Source organism: Paenibacillus sp. MAH-35 (assembly GCF_058135425.1).
In genome coordinates, this window is record NZ_JBYUPU010000025.1 from 20,783 (window position 1) to 44,897 (window position 24,115).

The 24,115-nt window shown below is 55.8% G+C and carries 20 protein-coding genes, 1 pseudogene and 1 other annotated feature; of the genes and pseudogenes, 12 read left to right on the forward strand and 9 right to left on the reverse strand.

Going from position 1 to position 24,115, the window contains the following annotated elements; genetic code table 11:
* Positions 1–22 precede the first annotated feature (22 nt).
* The 3 genes and pseudogenes from AC3Y2E_RS22715 (at position 23) to AC3Y2E_RS22725 (ending at position 2,304) form a co-directional block, all read left to right on the forward strand.
* The gene (locus AC3Y2E_RS22715) at positions 23–973 is read left to right on the forward strand and encodes a ring-cleaving dioxygenase (protein WP_379214412.1); all 951 of its coding nucleotides are present in this window, start codon (positions 23–25) and stop codon (positions 971–973) included.
* On the forward strand, positions 970–1,596 hold the full coding sequence (locus tag AC3Y2E_RS22720) for an alpha/beta hydrolase (protein WP_379214414.1): 627 nt from the start codon (positions 970–972) through the stop codon (positions 1,594–1,596). The genes AC3Y2E_RS22715 and AC3Y2E_RS22720 overlap by 4 nt, the downstream gene beginning before the upstream one ends.
* Positions 1,597–1,747: 151 nt before the next feature.
* Positions 1,748–2,304 (forward strand): annotated as a pseudogene (locus AC3Y2E_RS22725) (flavin reductase family protein).
* Between the two features lie 279 nt (positions 2,305–2,583).
* Here AC3Y2E_RS22725 and AC3Y2E_RS22730 read toward each other — a convergent pair.
* The 4 genes from AC3Y2E_RS22730 to AC3Y2E_RS22745 form a co-directional block, all read right to left on the reverse strand.
* Complete coding sequence (locus AC3Y2E_RS22730; protein ID WP_379214416.1) at positions 2,584–3,987, reverse strand: nucleoside recognition domain-containing protein; 1,404 nt, start codon at positions 3,985–3,987, stop codon at positions 2,584–2,586.
* The gene (locus AC3Y2E_RS22735) at positions 3,965–4,702 is read right to left on the reverse strand and encodes a FeoB small GTPase domain-containing protein (protein WP_332074631.1); all 738 of its coding nucleotides are present in this window, start codon (positions 4,700–4,702) and stop codon (positions 3,965–3,967) included. The genes AC3Y2E_RS22730 and AC3Y2E_RS22735 overlap by 23 nt, the downstream gene beginning before the upstream one ends.
* On the reverse strand, positions 4,699–4,953 hold the full coding sequence (locus AC3Y2E_RS22740; RefSeq protein ID WP_379214419.1) for a FeoA family protein: 255 nt from the start codon (positions 4,951–4,953) through the stop codon (positions 4,699–4,701). The genes AC3Y2E_RS22735 and AC3Y2E_RS22740 overlap by 4 nt, the downstream gene beginning before the upstream one ends.
* 336 nt (positions 4,954–5,289) lie before the next feature.
* Positions 5,290–6,546, reverse strand: a complete 1,257-nt coding sequence (locus tag AC3Y2E_RS22745; protein ID WP_379214421.1) for an ATP-binding protein — start codon at positions 6,544–6,546, stop codon at positions 5,290–5,292.
* Between the two features lie 136 nt (positions 6,547–6,682).
* On the opposite strand from AC3Y2E_RS22745, the gene AC3Y2E_RS22750 reads away from it, so the two are divergent.
* Together AC3Y2E_RS22750 and AC3Y2E_RS22755 are read left to right on the forward strand one after the other, a co-directional pair.
* The gene (locus AC3Y2E_RS22750; protein ID WP_379214423.1) at positions 6,683–7,090 is read left to right on the forward strand and encodes an ABC transporter transmembrane domain-containing protein; all 408 of its coding nucleotides are present in this window, start codon (positions 6,683–6,685) and stop codon (positions 7,088–7,090) included.
* A 26-nt stretch (positions 7,091–7,116) separates the two neighbouring features.
* A complete protein-coding gene (locus tag AC3Y2E_RS22755) occupies positions 7,117–8,709 on the forward strand; it encodes an ABC transporter ATP-binding protein (protein ID WP_379214523.1) in 1,593 nt (530 codons plus the stop codon).
* 39 nt (positions 8,710–8,748) lie between these two features.
* On the opposite strand, the gene AC3Y2E_RS22760 is transcribed toward AC3Y2E_RS22755, so the two are convergent.
* The gene (locus tag AC3Y2E_RS22760; RefSeq protein WP_379214425.1) at positions 8,749–9,513 is read right to left on the reverse strand and encodes a divergent polysaccharide deacetylase family protein; all 765 of its coding nucleotides are present in this window, start codon (positions 9,511–9,513) and stop codon (positions 8,749–8,751) included.
* A 219-nt stretch (positions 9,514–9,732) separates the two neighbouring features.
* Here AC3Y2E_RS22760 and AC3Y2E_RS22765 point away from each other — a divergent pair, with 219 nt between their 5' ends.
* Entirely contained in the window at positions 9,733–9,831 is a 99-nt protein-coding gene (locus AC3Y2E_RS22765) for a YjcZ family sporulation protein (protein WP_190931235.1), read from the forward strand.
* Positions 9,832–9,913: 82 nt separating this feature from the next.
* Here the strand turns inward: AC3Y2E_RS22765 and AC3Y2E_RS22770 are convergent, their stop codons facing one another.
* The 3 genes from AC3Y2E_RS22770 to AC3Y2E_RS22780 form a co-directional block, all read right to left on the reverse strand.
* Positions 9,914–11,323 (reverse strand): extracellular solute-binding protein, encoded by a 1,410-nt coding sequence (locus AC3Y2E_RS22770; RefSeq protein WP_379214428.1) that lies wholly within the window; start codon positions 11,321–11,323, stop codon positions 9,914–9,916.
* Positions 11,324–11,439: 116 nt separating this feature from the next.
* Positions 11,440–12,798, reverse strand: a complete 1,359-nt coding sequence (locus tag AC3Y2E_RS22775; protein WP_379214430.1) for an ABC transporter substrate-binding protein — start codon at positions 12,796–12,798, stop codon at positions 11,440–11,442.
* Between the two features lie 31 nt (positions 12,799–12,829).
* Entirely contained in the window at positions 12,830–13,825 is a 996-nt protein-coding gene (locus tag AC3Y2E_RS22780) for a hydroxyacid dehydrogenase (RefSeq protein ID WP_379214432.1), read from the reverse strand.
* Positions 13,826–14,685: 860 nt separating this feature from the next.
* Between AC3Y2E_RS22780 and AC3Y2E_RS22785 the strand changes: the two genes are divergently transcribed.
* Positions 14,686–15,855, forward strand: coding sequence for a bis-aminopropyl spermidine synthase family protein (locus tag AC3Y2E_RS22785; RefSeq protein WP_379214434.1), 1,170 nt, complete (start codon positions 14,686–14,688; stop codon positions 15,853–15,855).
* A gap of 75 nt (positions 15,856–15,930) precedes the next feature.
* Here AC3Y2E_RS22785 and AC3Y2E_RS22790 read toward each other — a convergent pair whose 3' ends face one another.
* Complete coding sequence (locus tag AC3Y2E_RS22790; RefSeq protein WP_379214436.1) at positions 15,931–17,301, reverse strand: extracellular solute-binding protein; 1,371 nt, start codon at positions 17,299–17,301, stop codon at positions 15,931–15,933.
* A gap of 391 nt (positions 17,302–17,692) precedes the next feature.
* On the opposite strand from AC3Y2E_RS22790, the gene AC3Y2E_RS22795 reads away from it, so the two are divergent.
* From AC3Y2E_RS22795 to AC3Y2E_RS22815, 5 genes are all read left to right on the forward strand, one after another.
* Entirely contained in the window at positions 17,693–18,679 is a 987-nt protein-coding gene (locus AC3Y2E_RS22795; protein WP_379214438.1) for a hydroxyacid dehydrogenase, read from the forward strand.
* 282 nt (positions 18,680–18,961) lie between these two features.
* On the forward strand, positions 18,962–19,912 hold the full coding sequence (locus tag AC3Y2E_RS22800) for a carbon-nitrogen hydrolase family protein (RefSeq protein ID WP_379214440.1): 951 nt from the start codon (positions 18,962–18,964) through the stop codon (positions 19,910–19,912).
* Positions 19,913–19,980: 68 nt separating this feature from the next.
* Positions 19,981–20,212: a binding site (T-box leader), on the forward strand.
* 48 nt (positions 20,213–20,260) lie between these two features.
* Positions 20,261–22,129, forward strand: coding sequence for an arginine--tRNA ligase (locus AC3Y2E_RS22805; RefSeq protein ID WP_379214442.1), 1,869 nt, complete (start codon positions 20,261–20,263; stop codon positions 22,127–22,129).
* A 107-nt stretch (positions 22,130–22,236) separates the two neighbouring features.
* Positions 22,237–22,923: a response regulator transcription factor gene (locus tag AC3Y2E_RS22810; protein ID WP_379214444.1), complete on the forward strand. Its 687-nt coding sequence runs from the start codon at positions 22,237–22,239 to the stop codon at positions 22,921–22,923.
* A 1-nt stretch (position 22,924) separates the two neighbouring features.
* Positions 22,925–24,007, forward strand: a complete 1,083-nt coding sequence (locus AC3Y2E_RS22815; RefSeq protein ID WP_379214446.1) for a sensor histidine kinase — start codon at positions 22,925–22,927, stop codon at positions 24,005–24,007.
* Positions 24,008–24,115: the final 108 nt, after the last annotated feature.

Below are 24,115 nucleotides of genomic sequence, written 5' to 3' on the forward strand. Positions count from 1 at the left end.
GATCAAGCAGGAGGGATTCAAGATGACTTTGCAAACGGCAGGCATTCACCACATTACGGCATTTGCCAGAAGCCCGCAGGAAAATGTAGATTTTTACGCCGGCGTGTTAGGCCTTAGGCTGGTTAAAAAGACGATTAACTTTGATGCTCCCGAAGTGTATCATCTGTATTTCGGCAACGAGCAGGGCAGTCCGGGCACGATCATTACGTTTTTTCCGTTTCCCGGCTCGCGCAAAGGCAGGATCGGAGGAGGGCAGACCGGGATTACTTCGTACGCGGTCCCTCCGGGATCGCTGGGTTTTTGGGAGGAGCGGCTGGGCAGCTTCGGCGTCCCGGTCGTGAAATCGGTTCGTTTCTCGGAACAGGTTCTGCAATTTTCCGATAACGAAGGACTGAGGCTGGAGCTGGTGGAACGGGAGGAAGGGCCTGCAAGCACATGGTCGTTCGGAGGCATTCCGGTGGACAAGGCGATCAAAGGTTTTGCCGGAGCGGTTCTGTACAGCGTCAATTCCGCAAAAACGATCGAGGCGCTGGAAAGCATACTCGGCCTGAAAAAGGTGGACAGCACCGATGAATATGTGCGGTTTCGGGCACATGGCGAGATCGGCAACGTTATTGACGTGCGGCTGGCCAATATGGACTGGGGGAGCGGCGGAGCCGGTACGGTTCACCATATCGCCTGGCGGGCGAAACATTTTGACGAGCACGAGGCGTGGAGAACGAAAGTGACGGAGCACGGCTACCAGCCGACGCCGGTTATAGACCGTCAATATTTCAATGCGGTGTATTTCCGGGAAGCGGGCGGCATCTTGTTCGAGATCGCTACGGACCCTCCAGGGTTCGCCGTGGACGAGAACGCCGGCGCTTTAGGGGAGAAGCTGATGCTGCCCGAATGGTACGAACCGCAGCGGGCGCAGATCGAAGCGAGCCTGCTGCCGATAAAAGTCCGCGAACGGGAGGCGAAGCTGAAATGAACCATCTCTTTCAGAAAGGGGCCGATCCGGCGGCCCCGACGCTTGTTCTGCTTCACGGCACCGGAGGCAACGAACGGGACCTTGTGCCGTTAGCCCGGGCGATCGCTCCGGACTCATCCTATCTGGGACTTCGAGGCAACGTACTTGAAAATGGGATGCCGCGGTTTTTCAGACGTCTTGCGGAAGGCGTCTTCGACGAAGAGGATTTGCTGTTCCGCACGGATGAAGTGAGGCGGTTTCTGGACGAGGCGGCTGTCCGGTACGAATTGGACCGCTCGAATCTGGTGGCCGTCGGCTACTCGAACGGGGCGAATCTGGCAGGCAGTCTGCTGTTCCATCACGAACGCGTACTGCGCGGAGCGATTCTCCACCATCCGATGGTGCCGCGCCGGGGAGTGACGCTCCCGGATCTGACCGGGACGCCGGTGTTTATCGGGGCGGGAACGAACGATCCGATCTGCTCCCCGGGCGAGACGGAGGAGCTCGGGAACCTGCTGCGAGGAGCCGGTGCGGAGGTCGACGTTCACTGGGAGTCGTACGGCCATCAATTAACCGCCTCGGAGGCGGAAGCCGCGGCCGTCTGGTTCCGCAGCCGGTTCGGCAGCCGGACGCCCGGCGAGTAATCCCGCTGGCAATCGGGCATGGCTATACAATAACAGGCAGCAGATAGGAGCAGGTGGGATGATCTCGATAGATCCGGCTTTACACAGCGACCGTGACAATTACAAGCTGCTTAATAAGTCAAATTCATAATGGTTATGAAATTGACTCCTTATCGGCAGCGTCATTCCCCGGCCGATAGCGCTCGTCACGACGTTGTCGGCGGAAGGGGTGCTGAATGCAGCGCCGTTCAGTTACTTCTCGATTGTGGCGAGCCGGCCGCCGCTTCTGTCGGTGTCGGTTCAACGCAAGGAGGAGACGAAAAGGATACGGCTGCCCATGCGATCCAGCGCGGACAATTCGTCGTCCATATCCCGGACGAGGCGATCGTGGAGAAGATGAATAAGACGGCGGCCAGTCTGCCTCCGGACGTAAGCGAAGTGGAGCTGGCGGGATTCACGGCTGTCCCGAGCTCCGTCATCGCGGTTCCCGGGCTGGCGGAAGCGAAGATCCGGATGGAATGCGTGCTGGAGCAAGCTATTCCGCTGGGAGGAGACGCCGGTGCGCCGGCTTGCGATCTGCTGATCGGCCGTGTCGTCCGGTTTCATATCGCCGAGGCTTTGTACGAGAACGGACGGATCGACGCCCGCAAGCTGCAGCCGATAAGCCGGCTCGCCGGCTCGAACTACGGCAAGCTGGGCGAGCTGTTCTCGCTGGAGCGTCCCAATTAGCCACTCCAATACAAAAAGCCCTCTATCCAGCGTACGCAGTCATTCGTGCTGCCGTACGCCGATAGAGGGCTTTTGCTGAGGCTGTCGATTCAATGTGGACAACCAAGTGGAAAGGGAAAAGATTACCTTCTGGCGAGTTTGTCTGGAATCCCCTACCTTACAATCCTAATGAAATCAAGGGATTCCGGACAACCTGTTTGAGCAGAAGAAGGTAACTTTTCACTTGGAGCGGCCTGCTAACACTTCTACACAATGAATCGACAGCCTCTTTGCTGACGGTTAGACCCAGCCGAGCGCGCGGGCCGTCTGAGCGATAATAAAAGTGATGAGGATCGCAATCGAGAGCGGGATGAGGGCGGACAGCACCGTCCACTTCGCACTTTTCGTTTCCTTGTAAATGTTAAACAGCGTCGTGCCGCACGGGTAATGGAGCAGGGAGAACAGCATCATATTAAGCGCCGTCAGCCAAGTCCAGCCGTGATTAAGGAAGATGTCCTTGATTCCGTCGAGACCGTCGGCATCAACCATCGCTCCGGAGGACAGGTAGCCCATGAGCAAAATCGGCAGCACGATTTCATTCGCCGGAAGTCCGAGGATGAACGCCATCAAAATATAGCCGTCCAGACCGATCGCATGGGCGAACGGATCGAAGAAGGCGGCCATATGAGCGAGTATGCTTTCGCCGCCGACCATAATATTGCCGAGAATCCACGTAATTACGCCGGCCGGAGCGGCTACGATGACGGCGCGCTTCAGAACGCTCCACGATTTGTCGCGGGAAGCGAGCAGAATCGTCTTGGCGAACTGCGGCTTGCGGTACGGTGGCAACTCCAGCGTATAGTGAGTCGGCACGCCGCGAAGCATCGTTTTGGACAGCGCCCACGATACGGTAAGCGTAATAACGATGCCGAACAACACCATGCTCATCACGACCATGGCGGTAGCTACCGTGTGCAGTCCGCCCGCCACGCCGGCTGCCATGAACAGCGACGAGAGTAGGATGAGCGTCGGCCAGCGGCCGTTGCAAGGAACGAAGTTGTTGGTCAGAATCGCGAGCATCCGCTCGCGCGGAGACTCGATAATCCGCGTCGACAAGATCGCGGCGGCGTTGCAGCCGAAGCCCATCGACATCGTCAGCGCCTGCTTGCCGTGTCCGCCCGACTTTTTGAACAACCGGTCCATGTTAAAAGCGACCCGCGGCAAGTAACCGAAATTCTCGAGCAGGGCAAACGTCGGGAAAAAAATCGCCATCGGAGGCAGCATCACGCTAATGACCCACGAGGTGCCCCGGAAGAAGCCGAGCACCAGGATGCCGTGCAGCCAGGCTGGCGCGTTCACCGCCTGAAATCCGGCGGTCAAATACGACTCGATCACGCCGAAGAAATCGGCGATTAGTGCGGAGGGCACGTTCGCTCCCGCGATCGTCAGCCAGAATACGACGCCCAGAATCAGGAACATGATCGGGTAGCCCCATAGCTTGGAGGTGACGATCCGGTCGAGCTTATAAGCGCCTTCCAGTTTTTTCTTATCCTCGTATCGAACCGTTTCTTTGCAGATGTCCCGGCTCAATCTGTATATATCGCTGACGATTCCGTCCCGGACGGAGTCGCCGTCGCCGGATTTCCGTGCGATGTCTAGAAGGGCGTCGAGCCGGTCGGAATTAGTGGCAGACAGGTTGCTCATGACGCACGACCTCCTTGACGGCGGAAGATGACCCGAGCGGAGCGTCCATTCTCGCCTTTAACGATTGCAGCAAGCTTTCGTCTCCGTCCAGCAGTCTCAGGGCGATCCAGCGCGTCGGGTAGCGGGTGCCTAACGTTTCCCGGATGACAGGCTCCAGCTCCGCAATTTTACGCTCGATCTGCTCGTTGTACGGGATCATCACTGGATGCGGTACAAGCTTGCCGGTAGCGACCCGCTCGACCTGCTCCAGCAGCACGTCGATACCTGTCTTATTGCGGGCGGAGATCGCTACGACCGGTACCCCGAGCCTTTGTCCGATCTTGGCCAGATCGATCCGGATTCCCAGCTTCGCCGCCTCATCCATCAGGTTGACGCATACGACGGCGCGGTTCGTCATCTCCAGCACCTGCAGCGCCAAATTCAAGTTGCGCTCCAGCGAGGTGGCGTCGATAACGACGATCGTGACGTCCGGCTGCTCGAAAATGATATAATCCCGGGCGACTTCTTCGTCGGCCGAGTTGGAGTATAGGGAATACGTGCCCGGCAGGTCGATAATTTTATAAGCGGCATCGCCGTGCGTAAATTCGCCTTCCGCGCGGACGACCGTCTTCCCGGCCCAGTTGCCGGTATGCTGACGAAGACCGGTTAATGTATTAAACAACGTGCTTTTTCCCGTGTTCGGATTGCCGGCGAGCGCTAACGTATAGGTTCTCATGTCCCATCGCCTCCCAAAGGCTCCCCGAATATAAGTGAACTTTCTTCCTTGCGCAGCGCTATCGTCGTGTTGTTGACGCGAAATGCGGTCGGATCGCCGAGCGGGCTGCGCTGTACGACTTCCACCACGCTGCCCGGGACGAATCCGAGATCGAGCAGCCGCCGGCGCAGGACGCCTTGAACCTCGATGCGGCTCAGCACGATCTGACTGCCGACAGCAGCTTTGGATAATGCTACGTCTTTTGCAGACATCGCCATCACCATCCTGTATTTCCTGTGTGACAAACTGTTTGCCGAGTGCAACTTTTATAATAATCTATGCCGCAAGTTTGACTAATGTGTCTTGATTTTAGTATAGGGCACAAGTCTTTCCCTGACAACACAAACTTTCGCTAGGGCAAAAAAAGGAGCGGCTCTCAGGTCGTGTATAAATCAGGGAAAATATAGAAAAATAAGAAGGGTTTCGGCGGTGGCGTGCTGAACCTAATAACGTACGGAAACGACCGCTTCCGCAAACGGTAAAGCGCTTCCATACAACTGCGCCGAATCATAAAATTTCGCCCGCCGGCGGGGAGCAGGCGATCCCCCTCACTCGGACAGCAAAGGCAGCGTGATCGTGAACTGCGTTCCTTCTCCGGGCTCGCTATGAACGGATATCGTCCCGCCCAGCGTGCGGATTACCTGATAGGAGAACGTCAGACCGAGCCCCGTGCCGCTGGATTTGGTCGTAAAATAGATCGAGCCGAGCCGGTTGATCTGCTCCTGCTTCATGCCGATCCCGTTGTCTTCGATAAACAGCAGCGTGTCCTGCATGACCGTGTCCAGGCGGAGCGCGACTTTTCCGTTCGATACGGCGGAACACGCCTCCACCGCGTTTTTGATGAAGTTGAGCAAGGTTTGCTTGATTTCGTCCGGATTCGCCATGATCCACACCGGGTGGTCCGGCCGGCTCACCTCCAGCCGCACGTTGTTCATATTAGCGTAAGAGCTCATCACTTCCATCATGATGTGCAGCAGCTCGGACAGGTTCGTACGTTCCAGCCCGCCGCTAAGCGGCTTGGAGATCGAGAGAAACTCCGACAGGATCGATTCGGTCCGTTGAATCTCCGATATGCTGATGTCGATATAGTGGGCGACTTTCTCGTCGGGGGCCGGGCGCTCGCGGATTAAGGTTAGAAATCCTTTCACAACGGTAAGCGGGTTGCGCACCTCATGGGCGAGCGAGGCGGCTACATGGCTGATCGTATTCACTTTCTCGTTCTCCAGATAGCTGACATATATTTTTTTGTCCGATACGGATTTGCTGAACAGCGAGATAAGCAGCCAGATGCCGATGGAGTTCTGGATAGGCAGAACGAGGATGTGGAAGCCGAGATGTTTGACGAAATAGCCGGGATCGAAGTACAGATACGAGATGAGAAACGGTACGGAAGAGATGACGATCCCGGCGAAAAACGTGATCAGCGACAACCGTTTCGCCTGTTGGAACAGTTTGTAAAACAGCACCGAGAGAGGAAACGTGAAGGCTACGATGAGAATCGCGACAAAGGTGCCGTCTCCACCCAGCAGCAGCCGGTAGATGATAAATTCGGCAAAGACAACCGACCCGACTGCAATTCCGCCGAACATGATGCTGAAATACATCAGAATATACCGGGCATCGAAAAAAATGCCGTTCTCCACCCCGGCGGCGAAAGTCATCGAGAGCAGCAGGCTTAACGAGGCGGTGATCAGAATGAACGATTTGGTATGGTTTTGCTTGTTGTCCCGATAGTAGATGTTGTACATCACGAACGGCATTAAAGAGATAAACAGCTGCAGCAAAGTTTCTTTTATCGGCGTCACTTCAGGCCCCTCATTTCATGGGAATCCTTACCTAATTCGACTGCGTTCGTCCTAATCCTGCCATGTTTCGAACCGATTTTGGAAAAAGCTGTAGGCCGCATGCAATCAGGGCTGATCGACCAAACTGAATAGGAGGGTGGCCACTTGGAACTATCGGGTCATTTGCAGCCGGTTCGCAGGAGAGGACAGGGTCCGGGAGCGATCCCGGCGTACATATGGGTATTGTCTGTCGTATTTGTCGCCCTATCGACTTCTCTTCGCGGGGCTGTTGGTGTGCAATCTGCTCTTATCTCTCATTGAGATGACGATTCCGAAAGGAATTCAAATCGTGATCGACCACCTGCTGCCGAGCCGTAGCGTCTCGCTTTTTTATTGGCTGCTCGCGGGAATCGGCGCGCTGATCATGCTGATGCTGGCATTGACGGTACTCCGCAACCATTGGCAGCGGGTCATTCAGGAACAAGCGGCCCGGGATCTTCAACTGGACGTCTTCCGTAAGCTTCGGGAGCTCGGGCTTGCCTATACAGACCGGCAGCCGGATTAGCCGGGACCGGCATTCAGAAACTGATTATCGACGATGTGTTCACGGCGGGGGAATACGGCCGACTTCCTTATATCCTGATCTTGTACATCCTTGCAGCTTTATTGGACTCTGCGCTGTTTACGATCGTCAAAACGATGCTCCTCCGGCTGAAAGCGAAAGTTCGGCAGAAGCTGATAGCGGACTTTATGAACCGGATGCACGTTACGCCAATCGCTGCTTATCGCTCCGTTCCAAAAACGCACCGTCTGCAGCTGTTGACGCAAGATGTGGAAACCGTCTCCGCCACGTTCGGTCAGCGGTTCCCCGAAGGAATCCAAACGCTGGTCAAAACGGTCGCGCTCCTGACGATCGTAGGGCTCGCGAGCCCCTCGGCGCTGCTTATCGTGCTTGCCATAAGCCCGATATACATCCTGCTAGGCAAATCGTTCGCGGCAAAGCTTAAGATGGCATCCAAAGCCAAAAGCGAACGCCGTGCCGATATTATGGGCCGTCTGGAAGAGGGGATTACCCATACGAGGGAGATTTTGGCCTTTCACCGGCAGGACCGGGAGTACAAGGAGCTGAACAACCGGTACCAACGTTATATGTACAAAAGCAAGGAAGAGGGCGTTATCACAAACAAACATGCCGTGTACGCCGGAGCGATCAAGTGGGGCTTTAATCTGATCGTGCTTGCCTTTCTGGGCTACCAGGTGCTGAATCAAGCCGTTACAATTGGTACTTTCGTTGTCGTGTATCAATTTGCGGCTCAATTGATCGATTCGATTAGCGGCAGCTACCATTTTCTGATCGGCATCTCCAGTTCTTTCGCCAGCGTAGAGCGTTACCGGGAAGGGGCCGGTTCCGAGTCGATCAGAGCAGGGACGATACGGTTCGAGGAGCCGATTCGCAGCATCCGATTCGACGCGGTCCAGTTTGCGTACGGCGAGCTTCTGACTCCCGCACTGCATAACTTGAATCTGGACATTCCGGTCGGCAAAAAGATTGCGTTCGTAGGCGAAAGCGGAAGCGGCAAATCGACCATTGCTCAGCTGCTGGTCCGATTGATCGAGCCGGCGGGCGGCACGATCACGGTTAATGGCATCCCGCTCGAAACGGTCCGGAGAGACGATTGGGCGAGTAAAGTAAGTCTTGTGTTCCAGGAGACGTACATGTATCCGGATACGATACGGTTTAACTTGGCATTCGGCCAAAATGTGACGGACGACGACATCCGGGAAGCGTGCGCGGCCGCCCAATTCAGCGAGACGGCGGAGACGCTGCCTGACGGGTACGACACCTGGATCGGCGAACGGGGAGCCGCTTTGTCGGGAGGACAAAAACAAAGGATCGCCATCGCAAGAGCGCTGCTGGCCGATCCCGAGCTGTTGATTATGGATGAATCGACGTCCGCGCTGGACAGCGAGACGGAACGCCTCGTTCTGCGAAGCATCGAAGAGCGCCGCAGTGGGCGGACGACGATCTTCATCGCCCACCGGCTGAGTACGATCGCGAGCGCCGATCTCATCTATGTGGTTGAGCATGGAACCGTAACCGAGCAGGGGACTTATGCCAAGCTGATGGAGAGCGGCCCGGTGTTCCGGAGACTGGTTCAAGCGATGCGGCCTGACGCATCGTGACGTTCCGTATGACGCACGCCGCAGCGGCAGACGGCCTTTTTAACGGACGAGCTTCGATACGCCGACAAACTGGACGTCTTCCATCGTGCCCGGAAGCTGCCGGACAAGTTCCGCCGTAATTTTGCCCCCGCTTCCGACATGCCCGATCGCGATGCAGGGCTCGTGCTCGCGCAAATGTTTTTGCAGCAGCTTAATCTGGTTCAGGACGTGCATTTTGCTTTTGACGTCGTCGAGAAACAAATGGTTTTCGATACAGGGTACCCCGATCTGCTTGGCCAGCTTCGACACGACGCTTCTGTAGTTCGTATGGCTGTCCAAAAAGAAGAGTCCCCGTTCCCGGCATACTTCCAGCACAACGCGCATGACGCGCTCGTCTACCGTTGCCTTCGAGCCCATATGGTTGTTAATCCCGATAGCATGAGGGATGTCGTCGATTGCGGCATGGACCCGCTTGCGGATATCGTCGTCGCTCAGGTCGCAGGTGATCGCTCCGGGGCCGAGCCAGCTCTTATTGCCTTTCAGCGGCTCCATCGGCAGATGGACGATAACCTCGTGACCGTTGCGGTGAGCAACTTCCGCATCTTTATGGGAGGAGGGGAGAAACGGCATGACGGCTACCGTAATGGGAAAAGGCATACCTACGATCTCCTCGGTTCCGGCCATATTGTTGCCCAAATCGTCGATGACGATCGCCGCCATGCGGGCCGCGGGCGCAGCTTGCTCCTCGGCGGAAGCGGCGGGATGCGGCAGCGTTAGCAAAGCGGTAAGAAGGCTGATACTTAGCAAAGCTCGTTGAATGCGCATAGTCGGTGCCCGTCCTTTGCGGAAAATCTACGTATAGGCTTTGCAAATCTGGCCGTCTCCAATCAGAAAGAGAGGTTACAATCGTTTCCAATTCGGGACTTCCGTGTAGGCCGGACCGAAAAAAATATACGATTTATCCGCAAAATAGGCTTCTATCCAAGCAAGTAGGGAATAGCCGCAATACAATATTTCATCATGATAAGGGGGAGGTTGCCGAACATGTCTTTCGCTGGAACTTGCGGTGGTCTGGGCACAACGACGGGAGTTATTCTCGTACTGTTTATCCTCTTGGTAATCGTTAGCCGCGCCTGGATCTAACACCGACTGACCGGAAGAAGCCGATTCTTTGAGAATCGGCTTTTTCTCTGCCTGCAAGACGAGGGGATATCTGGCGGTAACATTACGCCGATCCATCCGCGTTCTGACCGGGATGCGACAGCAGCTTCTCCAGCCTGTCCAGAAAGACGTCCTCCGCTTCAAGGCCCGACCAGTACAACCGGGCTTCCCGCTGGATAAGTCCCAGCTCGGATTTGCTTAGACGCAGATCTTTTTGCTGGGCGAAGGTCGGGATAATCTCCCGGTACATATGAAATCGGGACGGCCGGTACATCGTCTCCTTCCCCGTCCATTCGGCGGCCGGCTTCAAGCTCGGTATGCTAAGCGTTGTCTGCCGGATTGTCAGTTGGGAACGGTAAGAAATCAGAAAATCAAGCAGCAGCTTCGCGTTATCCTTATGCTGCGACCGGCTGCTGATCGCAAGCCCGATCACGAGCAGCAGCGTCTTGCTTTCGTTCACGTAAGGCAGGGGAGCGATGTCGTATTTGATTTTCGGATTATGAGGATGCATGTTCAAGCTGAAGTAGGAAGTCATCAGCATCGAGACTTTACCGTCGAAAAACAGCTTTTCCGCATCCGCTTCCTTATCCGACAGCATGAGCGGAAACCGGTTCTGTGTCGTGATGAGCTCCTGGCACGTGCGCAGCCCGTCCGCCAAAGGCGTGCCGCGCAGCTTCATCGTACCGTCCGTCTCCCGGCCGAAGGTCATGCCGCTTTGCAGCAAAAAGACGGGCCAGCGGTTAAAGGACGGGAAATGAAAATAAAACCCGATCCGCTCCTTCTCCACATTCAGCTTGGAGGCATGCCCAAACAGATCGCCCCAGCGCCAGCCGCTGTCCGGCTCTAGCAGATCCAGGCTGCGGAGATGGCTTTTGTTGTAGATCAGCATAAGCGGAGAGAAAATGAACGGTTGAGCTTTGAGTTGTCCGTCTGCCTGTAACGTTTCATTTAAAAAAGGGTAAATGTGCGGATTCGTATCGACCGTTTCCCAGTAATCCGCCCCGTCGTTGGTGACAAATTCGTCAAATGCCGAGGAACTGATCGAGATCAGGTCCAGCGCATCGGTATCCACGTAGGTTCGCAGACCGCCGAACGTCTGGGGAGCCGTCATCGGAATCATTTGAACGCGAATATCCGGATGTCTGGCATGGAACTGCTCGATTAACGATTCCAGCGCCGCCTGTTCCAGCATCGACGGATAATACCCGAATCGGAGTACGGCTTGTCCGGCGGCGGCGGTGCCGATCACCCGGTTGCCGACCCGCGGTATTTTCTCAAGCAGCCGTTCGGCTACCAGCACATCCAGTCCTTGGCGAACCGATTTGTTGCTCAGTGCGTATTGCTTGGCGTAAGCTTTTTCCGAAGGCAGGAAATCGCCGTGCCGTAAGCGCCCGGCTGAAATGTCTTCGCGAATCGTCCGGACCATCAAGTCCATCCGCTGGCGAAAATGTTTTCTGCCTGCTTGGTCCTGCATATCCATCCCGCCCGTATGTAACCAGTTTTTGTTACCAACATACACGATGCGTATAAGAAAGGCAAGGGAAACCGGCCGCCGTTGCCGGTCCCGATTTCCCTTAGGGCAGTCGCTAATTATTTGCCTCCGGATGCCGCTTTTTCCTTGGCGATCTCCAACTTCAGCTTCTCGTCCGCCGTCCGCAGCGCCGTATTCATATCGATGTTTTTCAGCACGACGTCGTTGAACGCTTCCCGGATGATCGCCTCCTGGTTACGCCCCGGAACATCGGTCAGTTCGGGCTTGCGCTTCGGAGTCGGAGCGGTAGGCGGATAGTAAAACACCGCGTTCATATTCTTTTTGCTGTAGACGGGATGCGACGCACCCAACGTTTTTTGGATATCCTTGTTGGTCAGCGTTGTAGGTATGCCTTTCTTGGAATCTTCCTGCTGCACTTCGTCGGAGAGCATCTCCGTTATAACCTGGAACGCTTCTTCCTTATATTTGCTCTGCTTCGTAATCGACCAGTAAGCCGGTCCGCGCTGGCCCATCAAGTTGGGAGAGCCGGGCAGCATCGGGTACGAGACGATATCCCAATTGATGTTTTCCGGAATGATCAGGTAGATGTTATGCTGATTGGCCATCATCGCGACCGTTCCTTTGCCGAATGCGTTGCCTTCGTTGGCCAAGTTCGGGTCCATGGCGTTGTTCGGGATGTCGTAAAATTTCTTGAAGGTGGTGAACAGCGTCTTCCACTTCTCCGGATCGGTCAGCGAGTCCGTTGCCGGGTCGAGAATCGGCAGCGACCACGGGTTGTCGCGCAGCATGGCGGTAATGCTGGAGCTGAACCCTCGGTATACCAGCCCGTTCTCGACACGGGTCATTTTTTTGGCGACCTCGTATACTTCGTCCCACGTCATCCCGTCCTTCGGATACGGCACTCCGAACCGGTCGAACAAATCTTTGTTGTAGTAGAGCACGAGCGGAAAGTAAGGCGGCACCGGCAGACCGTACAATTCGCCTGTTCTTCCGGCATTTCTCATCTCCTGAATGAATACTTCGTCGAACCGGTTCAAATTGTACTGGTTTTTCTTCACCAGCTCATCCAGGCCGTAAGCGAGGCCGAGATCCAAATATTTCGCTTTCAGACCGGGGACGTCGATTCGCATAATGTCGGGTATTTTGTTTTGGGCGACAAGATCGGTAATCGTGGTACCTGCCGCCGCCTTAATGTACTCGATCGTAATATGCGGAAACTTTTTCGTGAGGGAAGGGAGGAAGCGGTCGTCAAATTCCTCTTTGTTGACGCCTTCTGTGTAGATAGTCAGCGTAATCGGATCTTTTTTGGCAGGGGGAGTCTGCTGCTCGCCGCCTGCCGGGCTGGGGCCAGATGCCGCCGGCGTACTGCCGCTGCCGCCGCCGCCGCATGCTGCGAGCAGCACGGTCATGGCCAGAATGCTGATGGACGCGCTGGATGCGAAGTGTTTTTTGATCACCTTGGAACCCTCCTAGTCGGATGTCAAATGGTTAGGCAAGTATGTCCAGCCGGCTGAGATCGATCTCGCCGTTTAATAAACCGCTATTTGCAAACGCTTCCAATTCTTGCGCTGTAAACGCTCCCAAACTTCTTAGTCCGTTCGTAACGACTCCTGCGACGTGCGGAATTAACGTTACATTCGGCAATGTGCGGAACGGATGGTCCGCTCCCGGTGGTTCCGGGTTCGTTACGTCGAGACAAGCCCTCAGCCGTCCTGTACTCAGCTCGGCGACCAGCGCATCTTCATCGATCAAGGAGCCTCTCGCCGTATTGATCAGAATCGCGTCATCCTTCATCATGGCTAGCCTCCGGGCGTTAAACATGCGGTTCGTCGCCGGAATCGCAGGGGCGTGAATCGATACGACGTCCGACTCGGCAAGCAGCGTGTCGAGGTCTGCCGGGATGCCTCCCATGCCGGAGATCGCTTCGGCGGATACGTTCGGGTCGTATACGAGGATGCGAACCTGGAACTGGCGCATCAGTTCGATGTAGGGCCGGCCGGATGCGCCCGCTCCCACTACGCCGATCGTGACTCCGTAGAGCTCCTTGACCCTGTCATAATTGCGTCCCCATTCGTTGTTTCGCGTATCGGCCGCCAGCTGCCAGATGTTCTTGAGCGACACGATCGTAAGACCGAGCGCCGTCTCCGCGACCCGTCTGCCCAGGACGCAGTTCGCGCTGCTGACGCGGATGCCGGAGCGGATGACCTCCGGAGTGACGACACGCTTCACCGTTCCCGCGGCATGCACGATCAGCTTGAGACCGGGGGCCCGCTCCAATATAGGTTTCTCCAGCGGCGGACACCCCCAGGAAGTGACCGCAATGTCGGCGCCTTCGATCAGCTCGGCTGTATGATCAGGAGAAAGCGCTTCCGAGGCGTCGAACAGGGCGATCTCTCCGAGGCGTGCGATACGCTCCATATGCTCGGTGTCGAACAGGTTGGTCCGGTTTTTCCGGTCCATCAGAAATGCGATTTTTGTACTCAAAGTAACCCTCCATGTAGCTGAATCGGAATTAACAATCCTCTTGCATGTCGTAGCCGAAAGCTCCGTATACGATGCCACAGCCGCAGCTTGCCGCTCCCAGGTGTCCCTCCTTGCATTTTATTGTGGTTTACAATTATTATTTTGTGTTGGTTTACAAATTTAGCTTCGGCTTATTTCTTATACTAGGTAATATGCAACGGTTTGTCAACGAAATCATAATAAATTGTTTGATTTAGGGTTTATTGCAACTGGATTGCGTTATTCTGGTTTATATAATTTTAATATTTATTATAAACCAATGGAGGATGGCGTTGTTTTGCTCTTCGAATTTGCAAGAACAAGCTTCTTTCAGAAACCTTTGTCGCGTCGAATGACTCATGCGTAAGGGGCTGCTTTTGATGGGAGCAGGAAAGGGCGGGTTCCTTTTCTCTCAGCTAAAGGCAGACTGGGGAGCCCCACAGTTGATTTTCCATATCGGTTTCTTTTATAATGGTCGTATTCTAGATGGCTGGAGATGTTGTTGATGTCTGCGAGCGTTCTTAACTAATCAATTGCATAGAGTCGATTGCCTTTTCTTTTTGATCGAGCTGCCAGCGCGGCTTATTTGTCGAACGGGAAAGGACGGACTCCAATTAGTTAAGAACAGGCCATCGCGTATATTCTTTGGATTGCGGAAAGCCGTGCTCTTGAGCATGGCTTTTGTTGTGTGCGACAAGTCGCAGCTTCGTGTCTCCGGGAGCCGGAGAAAACGGATTTCTTGCGCATGCAAGCCGCGATCCTTCCTTTTGAAGGGCAGAAGATGGACGTTTGTTCATCTCTGCCCTTTTTGGCATTTAACTGAACCTGGGAGAGTGGATCTATTGAGGGAGTTCACGCAAGCGGTAGCCGCGAAAGTACGGCTGGAGGAAGGCGAACGGGCGGTCGAGCAGACGATGGTGGAATGTTACCTGAAGCCGGGAATCTCGACGAAAGAACTGGCGAGGAAAACGGTTTTGCCTGTTCCGGTTGCCGCTGCGATCAAGAAAGAGCTGATTCGGGCCGGCGCCCTTGTGCAAAAAGACGGCGTTCATTGTTCCCCGGAGGGGAAGGCTTATGTGGAAGACGAGCTGGGATACGGCGGGTTCGATCAGGATCTGTATCGCAAGCTGATGACGGACCCGCTTGGCTGGCGGTCGGAGCTGGCTGACGGATTGCCGGTGCTGCGGGAGCTGTTCCGGGAGCGGCCGCAGGGAGATGTGAGGATCGACCAGTCCAAATGTACGATGGAGTCCAGCCTGAAGCGCGCCATATTAGGCTTGCGCGAGCAGTCGCTGATCGGCAAGCGGATCTTGTGCGTCGGCGACGACGATCTGGTCAGCATATCGATCGGTTTTCTGCTTACCCGGCTTTTTCCGGGAAATGCGGGGAAGCATCGGACCCGGATCGAGGTCGCGGATATCGATTTGCGGTTTTTGGATTACATCCGGAGTGCGTCGGAGCAGGTGGGGGCTGTCGCCGAGTGTCATCAGGCGGATTTGCGGCAGTCTCTTCCCCCGGCGCTGCGCGGCCGGTTCGATTGTTTTTTTACCGATCCGCCTTACACGCTGCAGGGGATGACGTTGTTTTTGTCGCGGGGGATTGAGGCGCTGAGAAGGAAAAAGGGGTTGTCGATCTTTTTGTCGTTTGCGCACAAGTCGCCGGACGCTTCGTTGGAGATGCAGCGCGAGCTGGTCCGGATGGGGCTGACGGTCAAGGAAATGATCCCTTTTTTCAACGAGTATGAAGGGGCGGAGATCATCGGCAACCGCAGTCAGATGATCGTCCTCCAGACGACGGATTCGACCGCGCCGCCGATCACTTTGCCGTTCGAAGACGCGATATATACCGGCGACGTGAAGCGGACGCGCCGTACGTATATTTGCAAACGGTGCGGCCGTGCGGAAGCTGTCGGGTACGGAGGGGCACATGGAACGATAGAGGAGTTGAAACGCGCAGGCTGCCCTTCGTGCGGACACGATACGTTTGATCTGACCGGGAGGACGCGGGTGTAGCCGGGTGCGGAACAGTTTCCTGCCCAGATGCAGGGGTACGTTAAAAATAAGGGGCGGCCTCCGCCGCCCCGCTCCTTACGACTGTTGATCCAGCCGCTCCAGCACCGTATCCAGACTTTCCAGCTTGGACCAGTAATACCGAAGCTCGTTGCGCATCGCCATCATATCTTGCACGGAGAGGTTCAAATCGGCATACGTCCGGAACGTATGGATGATTTCCCGGTACATATGGAACCGGTAGGGACGTCGTTGGACCTCCTCCTCGCCGGTCCATTCGGCGGCCCGCTTCACACTCGGCAAGTTCAGGGTTTGTTTGCGGATGTGCAGTTGAGTCTCATAGGACAGCAAATAATCGGCGAATCGTTTCGCGGCGTCTTTATGGGCCGACATTTTGTTGATGCCCAGACCGATGACGACCAGCATCGTCTTCAGCTCTTTCAGGTGTGGAAGCGGTGCGATATCGTATTCGAAGGACGCTTCCTTCAGGGCGTTCAGGCACGAATAGGTGGCGATGATCATCGAAGCTTTGCCGTTAAGGAACAGCGAGACCGCATCGTTATCGTCCTCGGACAGATGATACGGAAAATGGGTGTTCACGATGTTCATGCAGGCCTCGAGCGCTTCTTTGACAAGAGGGTCGCTGAATAGGCGGCTTCCATCCTCGCGCCGCCCGAACCGTACCCCGTTCTGAAGAAGGAAGATCGGCCAGCGGTTCTCGGACATGAGGTGGAAATAAAACCCGAGGCGGTCTCCTCCGGACGCCAGCTTGTCTGCAGCGGCGCTCAGATCGTCCCACGTCCAGCCGCTGTCCGGCTCGGCCAGCTCGGCCTCGCGAAAGTGATCCTTGTTGTAGCAAAGCACGACGGGAGTGAAGACGAACGGGAGCAGGTATTGCCGGTCGCCTGACTGAAACGGCGCATTCAGGAACGGATACAGGTCGTCCCGCGGCTCCAGCGGCTCCAGCACGCTTTTCTCGGGAGAGTCGCCGCGGATAAATTCGTAATTGTACAGATTGATCGTCATGATGTCGAGAAGCGTGCCTTCCCGCAAATATTTCTGCACCGCTTCGTAATCCCGGGGATACACGACGGGGACGGGTTCAACCTGGACGTCCGGATTCGCCTCGTTAAACCGCTCGACAAGCTCGAGCAGTTCCATCTCGTTGTTCATCGTCGGGTAGTAACCGAAGCGGATCAGCTCTCCGGTTTTTTGCTTCTTGCGTATGACGCGGGCGCCGATCCGGGGCACCTTCTCGATAAAACCTTCCGAGACGAGCACGTCGAGTCCTTTGCGCACTGTATTTTTGCTTAACGTGTACATCTCGCCGAGATCCAGCTCCGAGGGCAGAAATTCGCCTTCAGACCGTTTGCCGGTAAGGATGTCATCTTTTAGTACGGCGATCATTTCCTCCAGACGGCTTCTGGAAGTCGTCCGTTTTGGCTTCATTCGTTATTCCTCCAACCTTATGTGCCGGTCGCGTCGTAGTGCCGGGCGACTCACTGGTATACTTATAGTTAAATATAGTTTCGCGCCTTAGGATGGCTTGAGTGATATTATAGCCTACAACACCATTGTTGTCACGATTCCTTCTTGCTAAACAGGTGTGAATCATATGAAAATACTGTTTGACAGTCCTTCCCATCCAAAATATAATCAAAAATGAACCAGAGTTTTCGCTGGATCGTTATGTGAAAAGGGTTGGATCAATTAGCGGTAATGATAAAGGGGAATGTGCGGAGCTTGGCCGAAGTAATGCCGAACCGGCTCACTAGTCTCGCAACGGGCGACGCCGAATGAACGGCGTCGAACGGACAATGCCGACATGGAGGGGAACACAATGAAAATCGTACTGCTGCAAGGAAAGGAACAGAGAGAACGAATCTTTCGGAGCAATCATATGGAACAGCTGCGGATGCTGGGGGACGTCGTGGTGAACGACCAGCCCGGGCCGCCGGACGAGTCGCGCCTTGCATCTCTCATTAAAGGCGCTGACGTAGCGATTACATCGTGGGGCTGCACCCCGCTTACCGGGAACGTTTTGGAGCAGGCACCAGGCCTTAAGCTTGTTCTGCATGCTGCCGGGACAGTGAAGCCGATCGTCACGCCGGAGCTGTGGGAGCGGGGAATCCGCGTGACGAATGCAACGGAAGCGCTCGGCAAAGGCGTGGCCGAGACGGCGCTTGGGTTTACGATCGTTTCCTTGAAGGATATGTGGAGACTGGGCAAGCAGACCCGGGAAGGAGCCTGGGGGCCGGTATCAGGCGTGCAGGAGTTGTACGGAATAACGGCCGGCGTGATCGGGGCGGGCAAGGCGGGTTCGCACTACGTCAAGCTGATGCGCAATTTTGACGTCCGGATTTTGCTGTACGATCCGTTTGTGAGCCAGGAGAAGGCTCGCGAGATGGGCGCCGAAAAAGCGGAGCTGGAGGAAGTGCTGGCGCAAAGCGACGTCGTTTCCATCCATGCCCCTTCGCTGCCGGAGACGTACCGGACGTTGAATGCCGAGCGGCTCGCGCTGATGAAAGATCGCGCGATTCTGATTAATACGGCCCGGGGCTCGCTGATCGACGAGGCGGCTCTCGTCGCAGAGCTGGAGAAGGGACGACTGTTCGCTTGTCTCGACGTAACCGATCCGGAACCGCCTGCGCCAGATCACCCGTTCCGCACACTGCCTAACGTTATGCTGACCCCGCATATTGCCGGAGCTGTCAATAACGGCCTGCAGCGGATCGCTCAAGCGGTGCTGGACGATCTGAGAGCGTATGCCGAAGGCCGGCCGCTGCGCGGTGAAGTGCTGGCCGAGCAGATGAGCGTGCTTGCCTGAGCTTTGGCAGAGGACGAGGGGGAGTGGCGTATCGGAGCAAGGGGTCAGGGAACTGTACGAGACGGCGGCCGAATAAGGCCGCAAAGCGATGATTTTCCACGTGCTGCGGTACGCTCCCTTTTAAGGCCCGACGTAAGGCCGGGTCACGAATATGCCGAGAAACGCGTGAACCTGAACGTCTCCAAGGATATGCGCGGCGGCGGCCGTTAAAGCTAAGGCCGGACGAAATACGGAGCAGACGGCGCTTGGACGCCGGAAGACACGCACCGGAGGAGATGGGTTATGGCCAATTATGTGAAGGTGAGCTGCTTGGGCCCCGCCCCTTGCAGAATCGAGGCGGGGGTTCCTGCCGAGGAAGCGCTGGCGCGCATGATGGCGCATTGGGAGAAGCAGCTTGACAGCGTCCTGCCCGACAAGCCGGACCTGATCGTATTGCCGGAGGCGTGCGACCGTCCGCTCTCCAGTGTGTATCCGAAGGAACAGAGGCTGGAATATTACCGGGTAAGGGGCAACCGGATTCGCGACTTTATGGCCGAGAAGGCGGCGAGCCATCGCTGCCATATCGTGTACCCGTCGCATGTGCAGGCCGAGGACGGAAGCTGGCGCAACACCGCACAGCTCATCGGCCGCGACGGTTCGGTGATCGGCGCGTATCACAAAAACCATCTCGTGCCTGCCGAGTACGATCAGAACGGCATTTTGTACGGCAAGGACGCTCCGGTATTCCAGTGCGATTTCGGCACGGTGGCGGTCGCGATCTGCTTCGACTTGAACTTTGACGAGCTGCGGCAGCAATACGTCCAAGCCCGTCCCGATCTGATCGTGTTTCCTTCCATGTACCACGGAGCGATCATGCAGAACTACTGGGCGTATTCGTGCCGGGCCCATTTCGCCGGAGCGATAGCCGGGCTGCCGTGCGCGATTATTTCTCCGCTCGGCGAAGTGGTCGCGCAGAGCACGAATTATTACCCGTTCGTCACGACGACGATCAATCTGGACTGCGAAGTTCTGCATATCGACAAAAATGGGGCGCGCTTCCGGGAAATAAAGCGGAAGTACGGACCCCAAGTGTCGATTCACGATCCCGGCTTGCTCGGCTCGGTGCTGCTGTCCAGCGAAACGGACGAGTTCGGCGTCGGGGCGATTATCGAGGAGTTCGGCCTGGAGAAGCTTGACGAGTATTTCAGCCGGTCGCTGGAGCATCGCTGCGCTCCGGGACATCTCGAGCCTTGAGGTTTGAAGCTTGACAGAGGCGGCGGCTTCCGGTATAAATGTTGTAAAGTATTGTAAAAAGTTCATATCCAGCATCGAGGAACGGGATAGTAGTCAAAGACAACCAGTCGCAGCGAGCCGGGGAAGGTGAAAGCCGGTACGGAAGTTTTGGATGAATCGGACCCGGGAGATGATCTACAGAAGCTGTGTTTGCAGTGTAGGTAGATCCGGTCACAGACCGTTACCAAAAGAGGGGTCTGGCTCTGTATGGCCGGACACTTGGAGTGGTACCGCGGGAACATAAAAGCTCTCGTCTCTAACTATAGAGACGAGGGCTTATTTTAGTTTATGCAGACAGGAGGAATAAGTATGGCCAGCACAATTATCGCTTCGGCAGTCGAACGGATTGCCGCCCAACTGGTAGGGCAATCCGGCCAAGCATGGCCGACAGACTTAAAAATCGGCATCGAGCATCCGCATCAAGCGTCGCATGGGGATTTCAGCACAAATGCTGCGATGCTGCTCGCTAAAACCTTGCGCCGATCCCCGATCTCCATCGCACACGACATTTGCGAGCGCCTGTGGGAGGAAGAGATGATTAAAACATGGTTTGCGAGAGTGGAGGTCGCTCCGCCCGGGTTTCTAAACTTTTTTATGAATTGGCAGAAGTGGGCAGACTCCGCGGCTTATGAACCGGCCATTCCGACGGGGAGAGAGGGGAAGATCGTCATTGAGCATACGTCGATTAACCCTAATAAATCGGCCCATATCGGACATCTGCGCAATTCGTGCATAGGCGATACTTTGGCAAGAATGCTGGTCCGGGAAGGCAGACAAGTGGAAGTCCATAATTACATTGACGATTTGGGCAACCAGTTGGCGGATACGGTTGTCGGGCTCCTTCATACTCCGTCTACGGGGTCATACGAGCGATTCGGCGATTATTGCTGGGATACTTACGCCGAGGTCAACAGAGCGTATAAAGACAATCCGGCGCTGCAACAACAGCGTACCGTCGTTCTTCACGAGTTGGAGGGGGGCACTTCCAATCTGGCATGGGCAGGACTGCTTGTCGCGGAAAGAATCGTCAGAGAGCATGTGAAGGAAATGCGCCAATTCGGTATTCGTTATGACGTCCTGGTATGGGAAAGCAGCATCGTCCGGGAAGGATTCTGGGAGCAAGCGTTCCAACTGTTGCAACGAACACCTCTATTCCATCGTGAAACAAAAGGCAAGCTGGAGGGGTGCTGGGTGTTAAAGCAGCCGGAAGATGGCGGGGATGCATGCGGAGAAGGCGACTATCAAGCGGATAAAGTGCTGGTCCGGTCAAACGGCATTTTGACGTATACGGCGAAGGATATCGCCTACCATCTATGGAAATTTGGTTTGCTCGGCAAAGATTTCAAGTATAAGAAATTTGAGGCCGGGTTATGGACGACGTCTTCTTCCGGCAGCGCCCGAAAAATTGGAAGAGCGGACACTGTCATTAACGTAATCGACCATAGACAGCAATATCCGCAGGAGATGGTGAGGCAAGCGCTGGTTGCATTGGGTTACAGCGAACAAGCTGAGAAACTGAAGCATGTCAGCTACGGTGTCGTCTCCCTAAGTCCGGATACGGCGAGGAAACTAGGAGTGGATACATCGGACGGTAAGACATCATATCCGATGTCCGGGCGTCAAGGGATCGGCATTCGCGTAACCGACTTCCTCGACCGAATGGAGCGTTCCATCGAGGCCAAACGTTCACGCCGTACCGGTTTATCTAGCCGGGCGATCGCCGCCGCGGCGATGCGTTACTATTTGCTCAAATTTCATCTGCAGACAGAAGTGGTATTCGATCTGGAGCAGGCGACTGAAATAACGGGCAATACGGGTGTTTATCTGCTTTACTCGTATGCCAGGTCTCGCAGCATTCTGCATAAAGCTGGTGCAGACTCCACGGCCGATGTAGTACCGGTTATACGTGAACTCGAAGAGCAGGAACTGCAGCTGATCCGACATCTTGCTTATTGGCCGGATGTGTTTCAAAAAGCAATTCGCGAGCTAGCGCCTAATCTCATATGCACCTACGCTTATGAAATCGCCACGCTGTTTAATCATTTTTACGCGACTTGTCCGGTGTTAAAAGTGGAACCGCCCAAGAGGGAGATTCGTCTGTGGCTGACAAAGCGATTCCGCGATGTGCTCCAAGACGCGCTGGATATTCTTGGTATGCCAGCGCCGAAGAGCATGTAACCTATACAAGCCAAACTAAACGTCCACAGAATCCTCCCCCCGCTTGAGCTTGCAGCCGCATTTGCATTACGATGAGGGTAACGAACAAGCGAAGGAGGCGGTGGATCGTGAAGACGATACTCGTCGTCGAGGACGACGATAATATCCGGGAGGTGATCGTCTCTTACCTGGCCAGCGAAGGGTATCGGACGCTGGAGGCGGAATCGGGGAGACTGGCGCTGGATCAGATTCGGGACCGGCACGTCGATCTGGTGGTGCTGGATCTGATGCTCCCGGACGGGGACGGGGAACTGGTGTGCGAGACGATCCGCGGCCGCAGTCCCGTACCGATCCTGATGCTGACCGCCAAAACCGCGCAGCGCAACCGGCTGCTGGGCTTGTCGCTCGGAGCGGACGATTATATGACCAAGCCGTTCGACCCGCTGGAGCTGATCGCCAGAGTGCGCGCCATCCTACGGCGTACGGACGGAGGTGATCTGCTTGCGGACCGGATTCCGTTCCGCGGCGGGGAGCTGCTTATTGATGCGCTGCAGCAAAAGGTGGTGCTGAGGGGGGAGACGGTTGCGTTAACGCCGAACGAGTACAGGCTGCTGCTCGTATTTGCCCGTAACCCGAATCGGACGTTCAGCCGCGACGATCTGGTGGGCAAGGTGCTGGGCTTTGATTTTGACGGCGATGCCCGGACGATCGATCAGCATATCAAAAACTTGCGGCACAAAATAGAAGCCGACCCGAAAAATCCGGACTATATCGTCACCGTGTACGGAATCGGCTACCGGTTTAGCGGAGGCTGAGATGAAACAGTCGCTTCGGGTCCGCATAGCCGTTACGCTTGGCGCCGTCGTATCGCTCATTTTAATTTTGTCTTCGGTTACGCTCGTTGCGGGCATCCATTATCACTTCAATATGTACCAGCTCGAGTCCGGCGGAGCGGCAGGAGGCGCTGCCGGCTGGAGCAGTCATCTCGAACGGGCGGTGATGCAGGCGATCGGCTGGACGCTGCTCGGCTCGATACTTATCGTCGTGCCGGTCAGTATTTGGCTTGGTAAAAAGCTGGCGGGACCGCTGGTCCGGATGAAATATTCGGCGGAGATGATGGCAAGAGGCCAGCTTGGCACCCGCACCGAGGTGCAGGGCGAGGACGAGCTGGCAGCCCTCGGACTGGCGCTGAACCGGCTGGCCGATCAGCTTCAGGAGCAGGAACGGCTCCGGATCGCGATGACCGAGAATATCGCCCATGAGCTGAGGACGCCCCTGACTACGCTCAAGAGTCATCTGTCCGCCCTGAGGGACGGCATATGGCAGCCTTCGCCGGAGCGGTACCGGGTATGCCTGGACGAGATCGGCAGGCTGATCGGACTCGTATCCGATCTCGAGGATCTGAATGCGCTGGAGTCGGGGGATTTCGGACTATCGTACACGACCGTCCGCGTCGGGGAACTGCTGGAGCGTTGTGCGGAGCTGTTGTCTCCGGCTTATGCGGAGAAGGGCGTCGGACTGCGGACGGAGCCGGTTGATGACGGTCTTGTCATGCGGGCCGATCCGGACCGGATGAGGCAAGTGCTGGTCAATTTGCTGTCGAACGCCTTGAAGGCGACACCGGCGGGCGGCAAGGTTGTGATGTCCGCACGGCCGGATAACGGACAGATCCGGTTTAGCGTAAAAGATACGGGGGCGGGTATAACGAAGGAAATCTTGCCGTTTATTTTTGAGCGATTTTACCGGGGAGACAAGTCCCGGAACCGGAAAACGGGGGGCAGGGGGATCGGACTGGCCATCGTCAAAGCGCTCGTACAGGCGCATCAAGGGGAAGTATGGGCGGTTAGCGGGGACGGCCCGGAGGCAGGCAGCGAATTTGTTGCCGTAATCCCGCAATAACCGGATCTCCTTCACAAGTTCTTCAAAAGTTGCGGCTACACTGTGTGGTACGGACGCTTGGTTGCCGAACAACCGTGTCCGCAGTAAAGCTTGAAGAAGGAGAGACTG

Coding starts and splice junctions, on each gene's coding strand:
- AC3Y2E_RS22715 (WP_379214412.1), top strand. CDS start 23: ATGACTTTGCAAACGGCAGGCATTCACCACATTACGGCATTTGCCAGA.
- AC3Y2E_RS22760 (WP_379214425.1), bottom strand. CDS start 9,513: ATGCGCATTCAACGAGCTTTGCTAAGTATCAGCCTTCTTACCGCTTTG.
- AC3Y2E_RS22795 (WP_379214438.1), top strand. CDS start 17,693: ATGAAAATCGTACTGCTGCAAGGAAAGGAACAGAGAGAACGAATCTTT.
- AC3Y2E_RS22735 (WP_332074631.1), bottom strand. CDS start 4,702: ATGAGAACCTATACGTTAGCGCTCGCCGGCAATCCGAACACGGGAAAA.
- AC3Y2E_RS22790 (WP_379214436.1), bottom strand. CDS start 17,301: ATGAAGCCAAAACGGACGACTTCCAGAAGCCGTCTGGAGGAAATGATC.
- AC3Y2E_RS22805 (WP_379214442.1), top strand. CDS start 20,261: ATGGCCAGCACAATTATCGCTTCGGCAGTCGAACGGATTGCCGCCCAA.
- AC3Y2E_RS22765 (WP_190931235.1), top strand. CDS start 9,733: ATGTCTTTCGCTGGAACTTGCGGTGGTCTGGGCACAACGACGGGAGTT.
- AC3Y2E_RS22770 (WP_379214428.1), bottom strand. CDS start 11,323: ATGCAGGACCAAGCAGGCAGAAAACATTTTCGCCAGCGGATGGACTTG.
- AC3Y2E_RS22730 (WP_379214416.1), bottom strand. CDS start 3,987: ATGAGCAACCTGTCTGCCACTAATTCCGACCGGCTCGACGCCCTTCTA.
- AC3Y2E_RS22800 (WP_379214440.1), top strand. CDS start 18,962: ATGGCCAATTATGTGAAGGTGAGCTGCTTGGGCCCCGCCCCTTGCAGA.
- AC3Y2E_RS22720 (WP_379214414.1), top strand. CDS start 970: ATGAACCATCTCTTTCAGAAAGGGGCCGATCCGGCGGCCCCGACGCTT.
- AC3Y2E_RS22740 (WP_379214419.1), bottom strand. CDS start 4,953: ATGTCTGCAAAAGACGTAGCATTATCCAAAGCTGCTGTCGGCAGTCAG.
- AC3Y2E_RS22815 (WP_379214446.1), top strand. CDS start 22,925: ATGAAACAGTCGCTTCGGGTCCGCATAGCCGTTACGCTTGGCGCCGTC.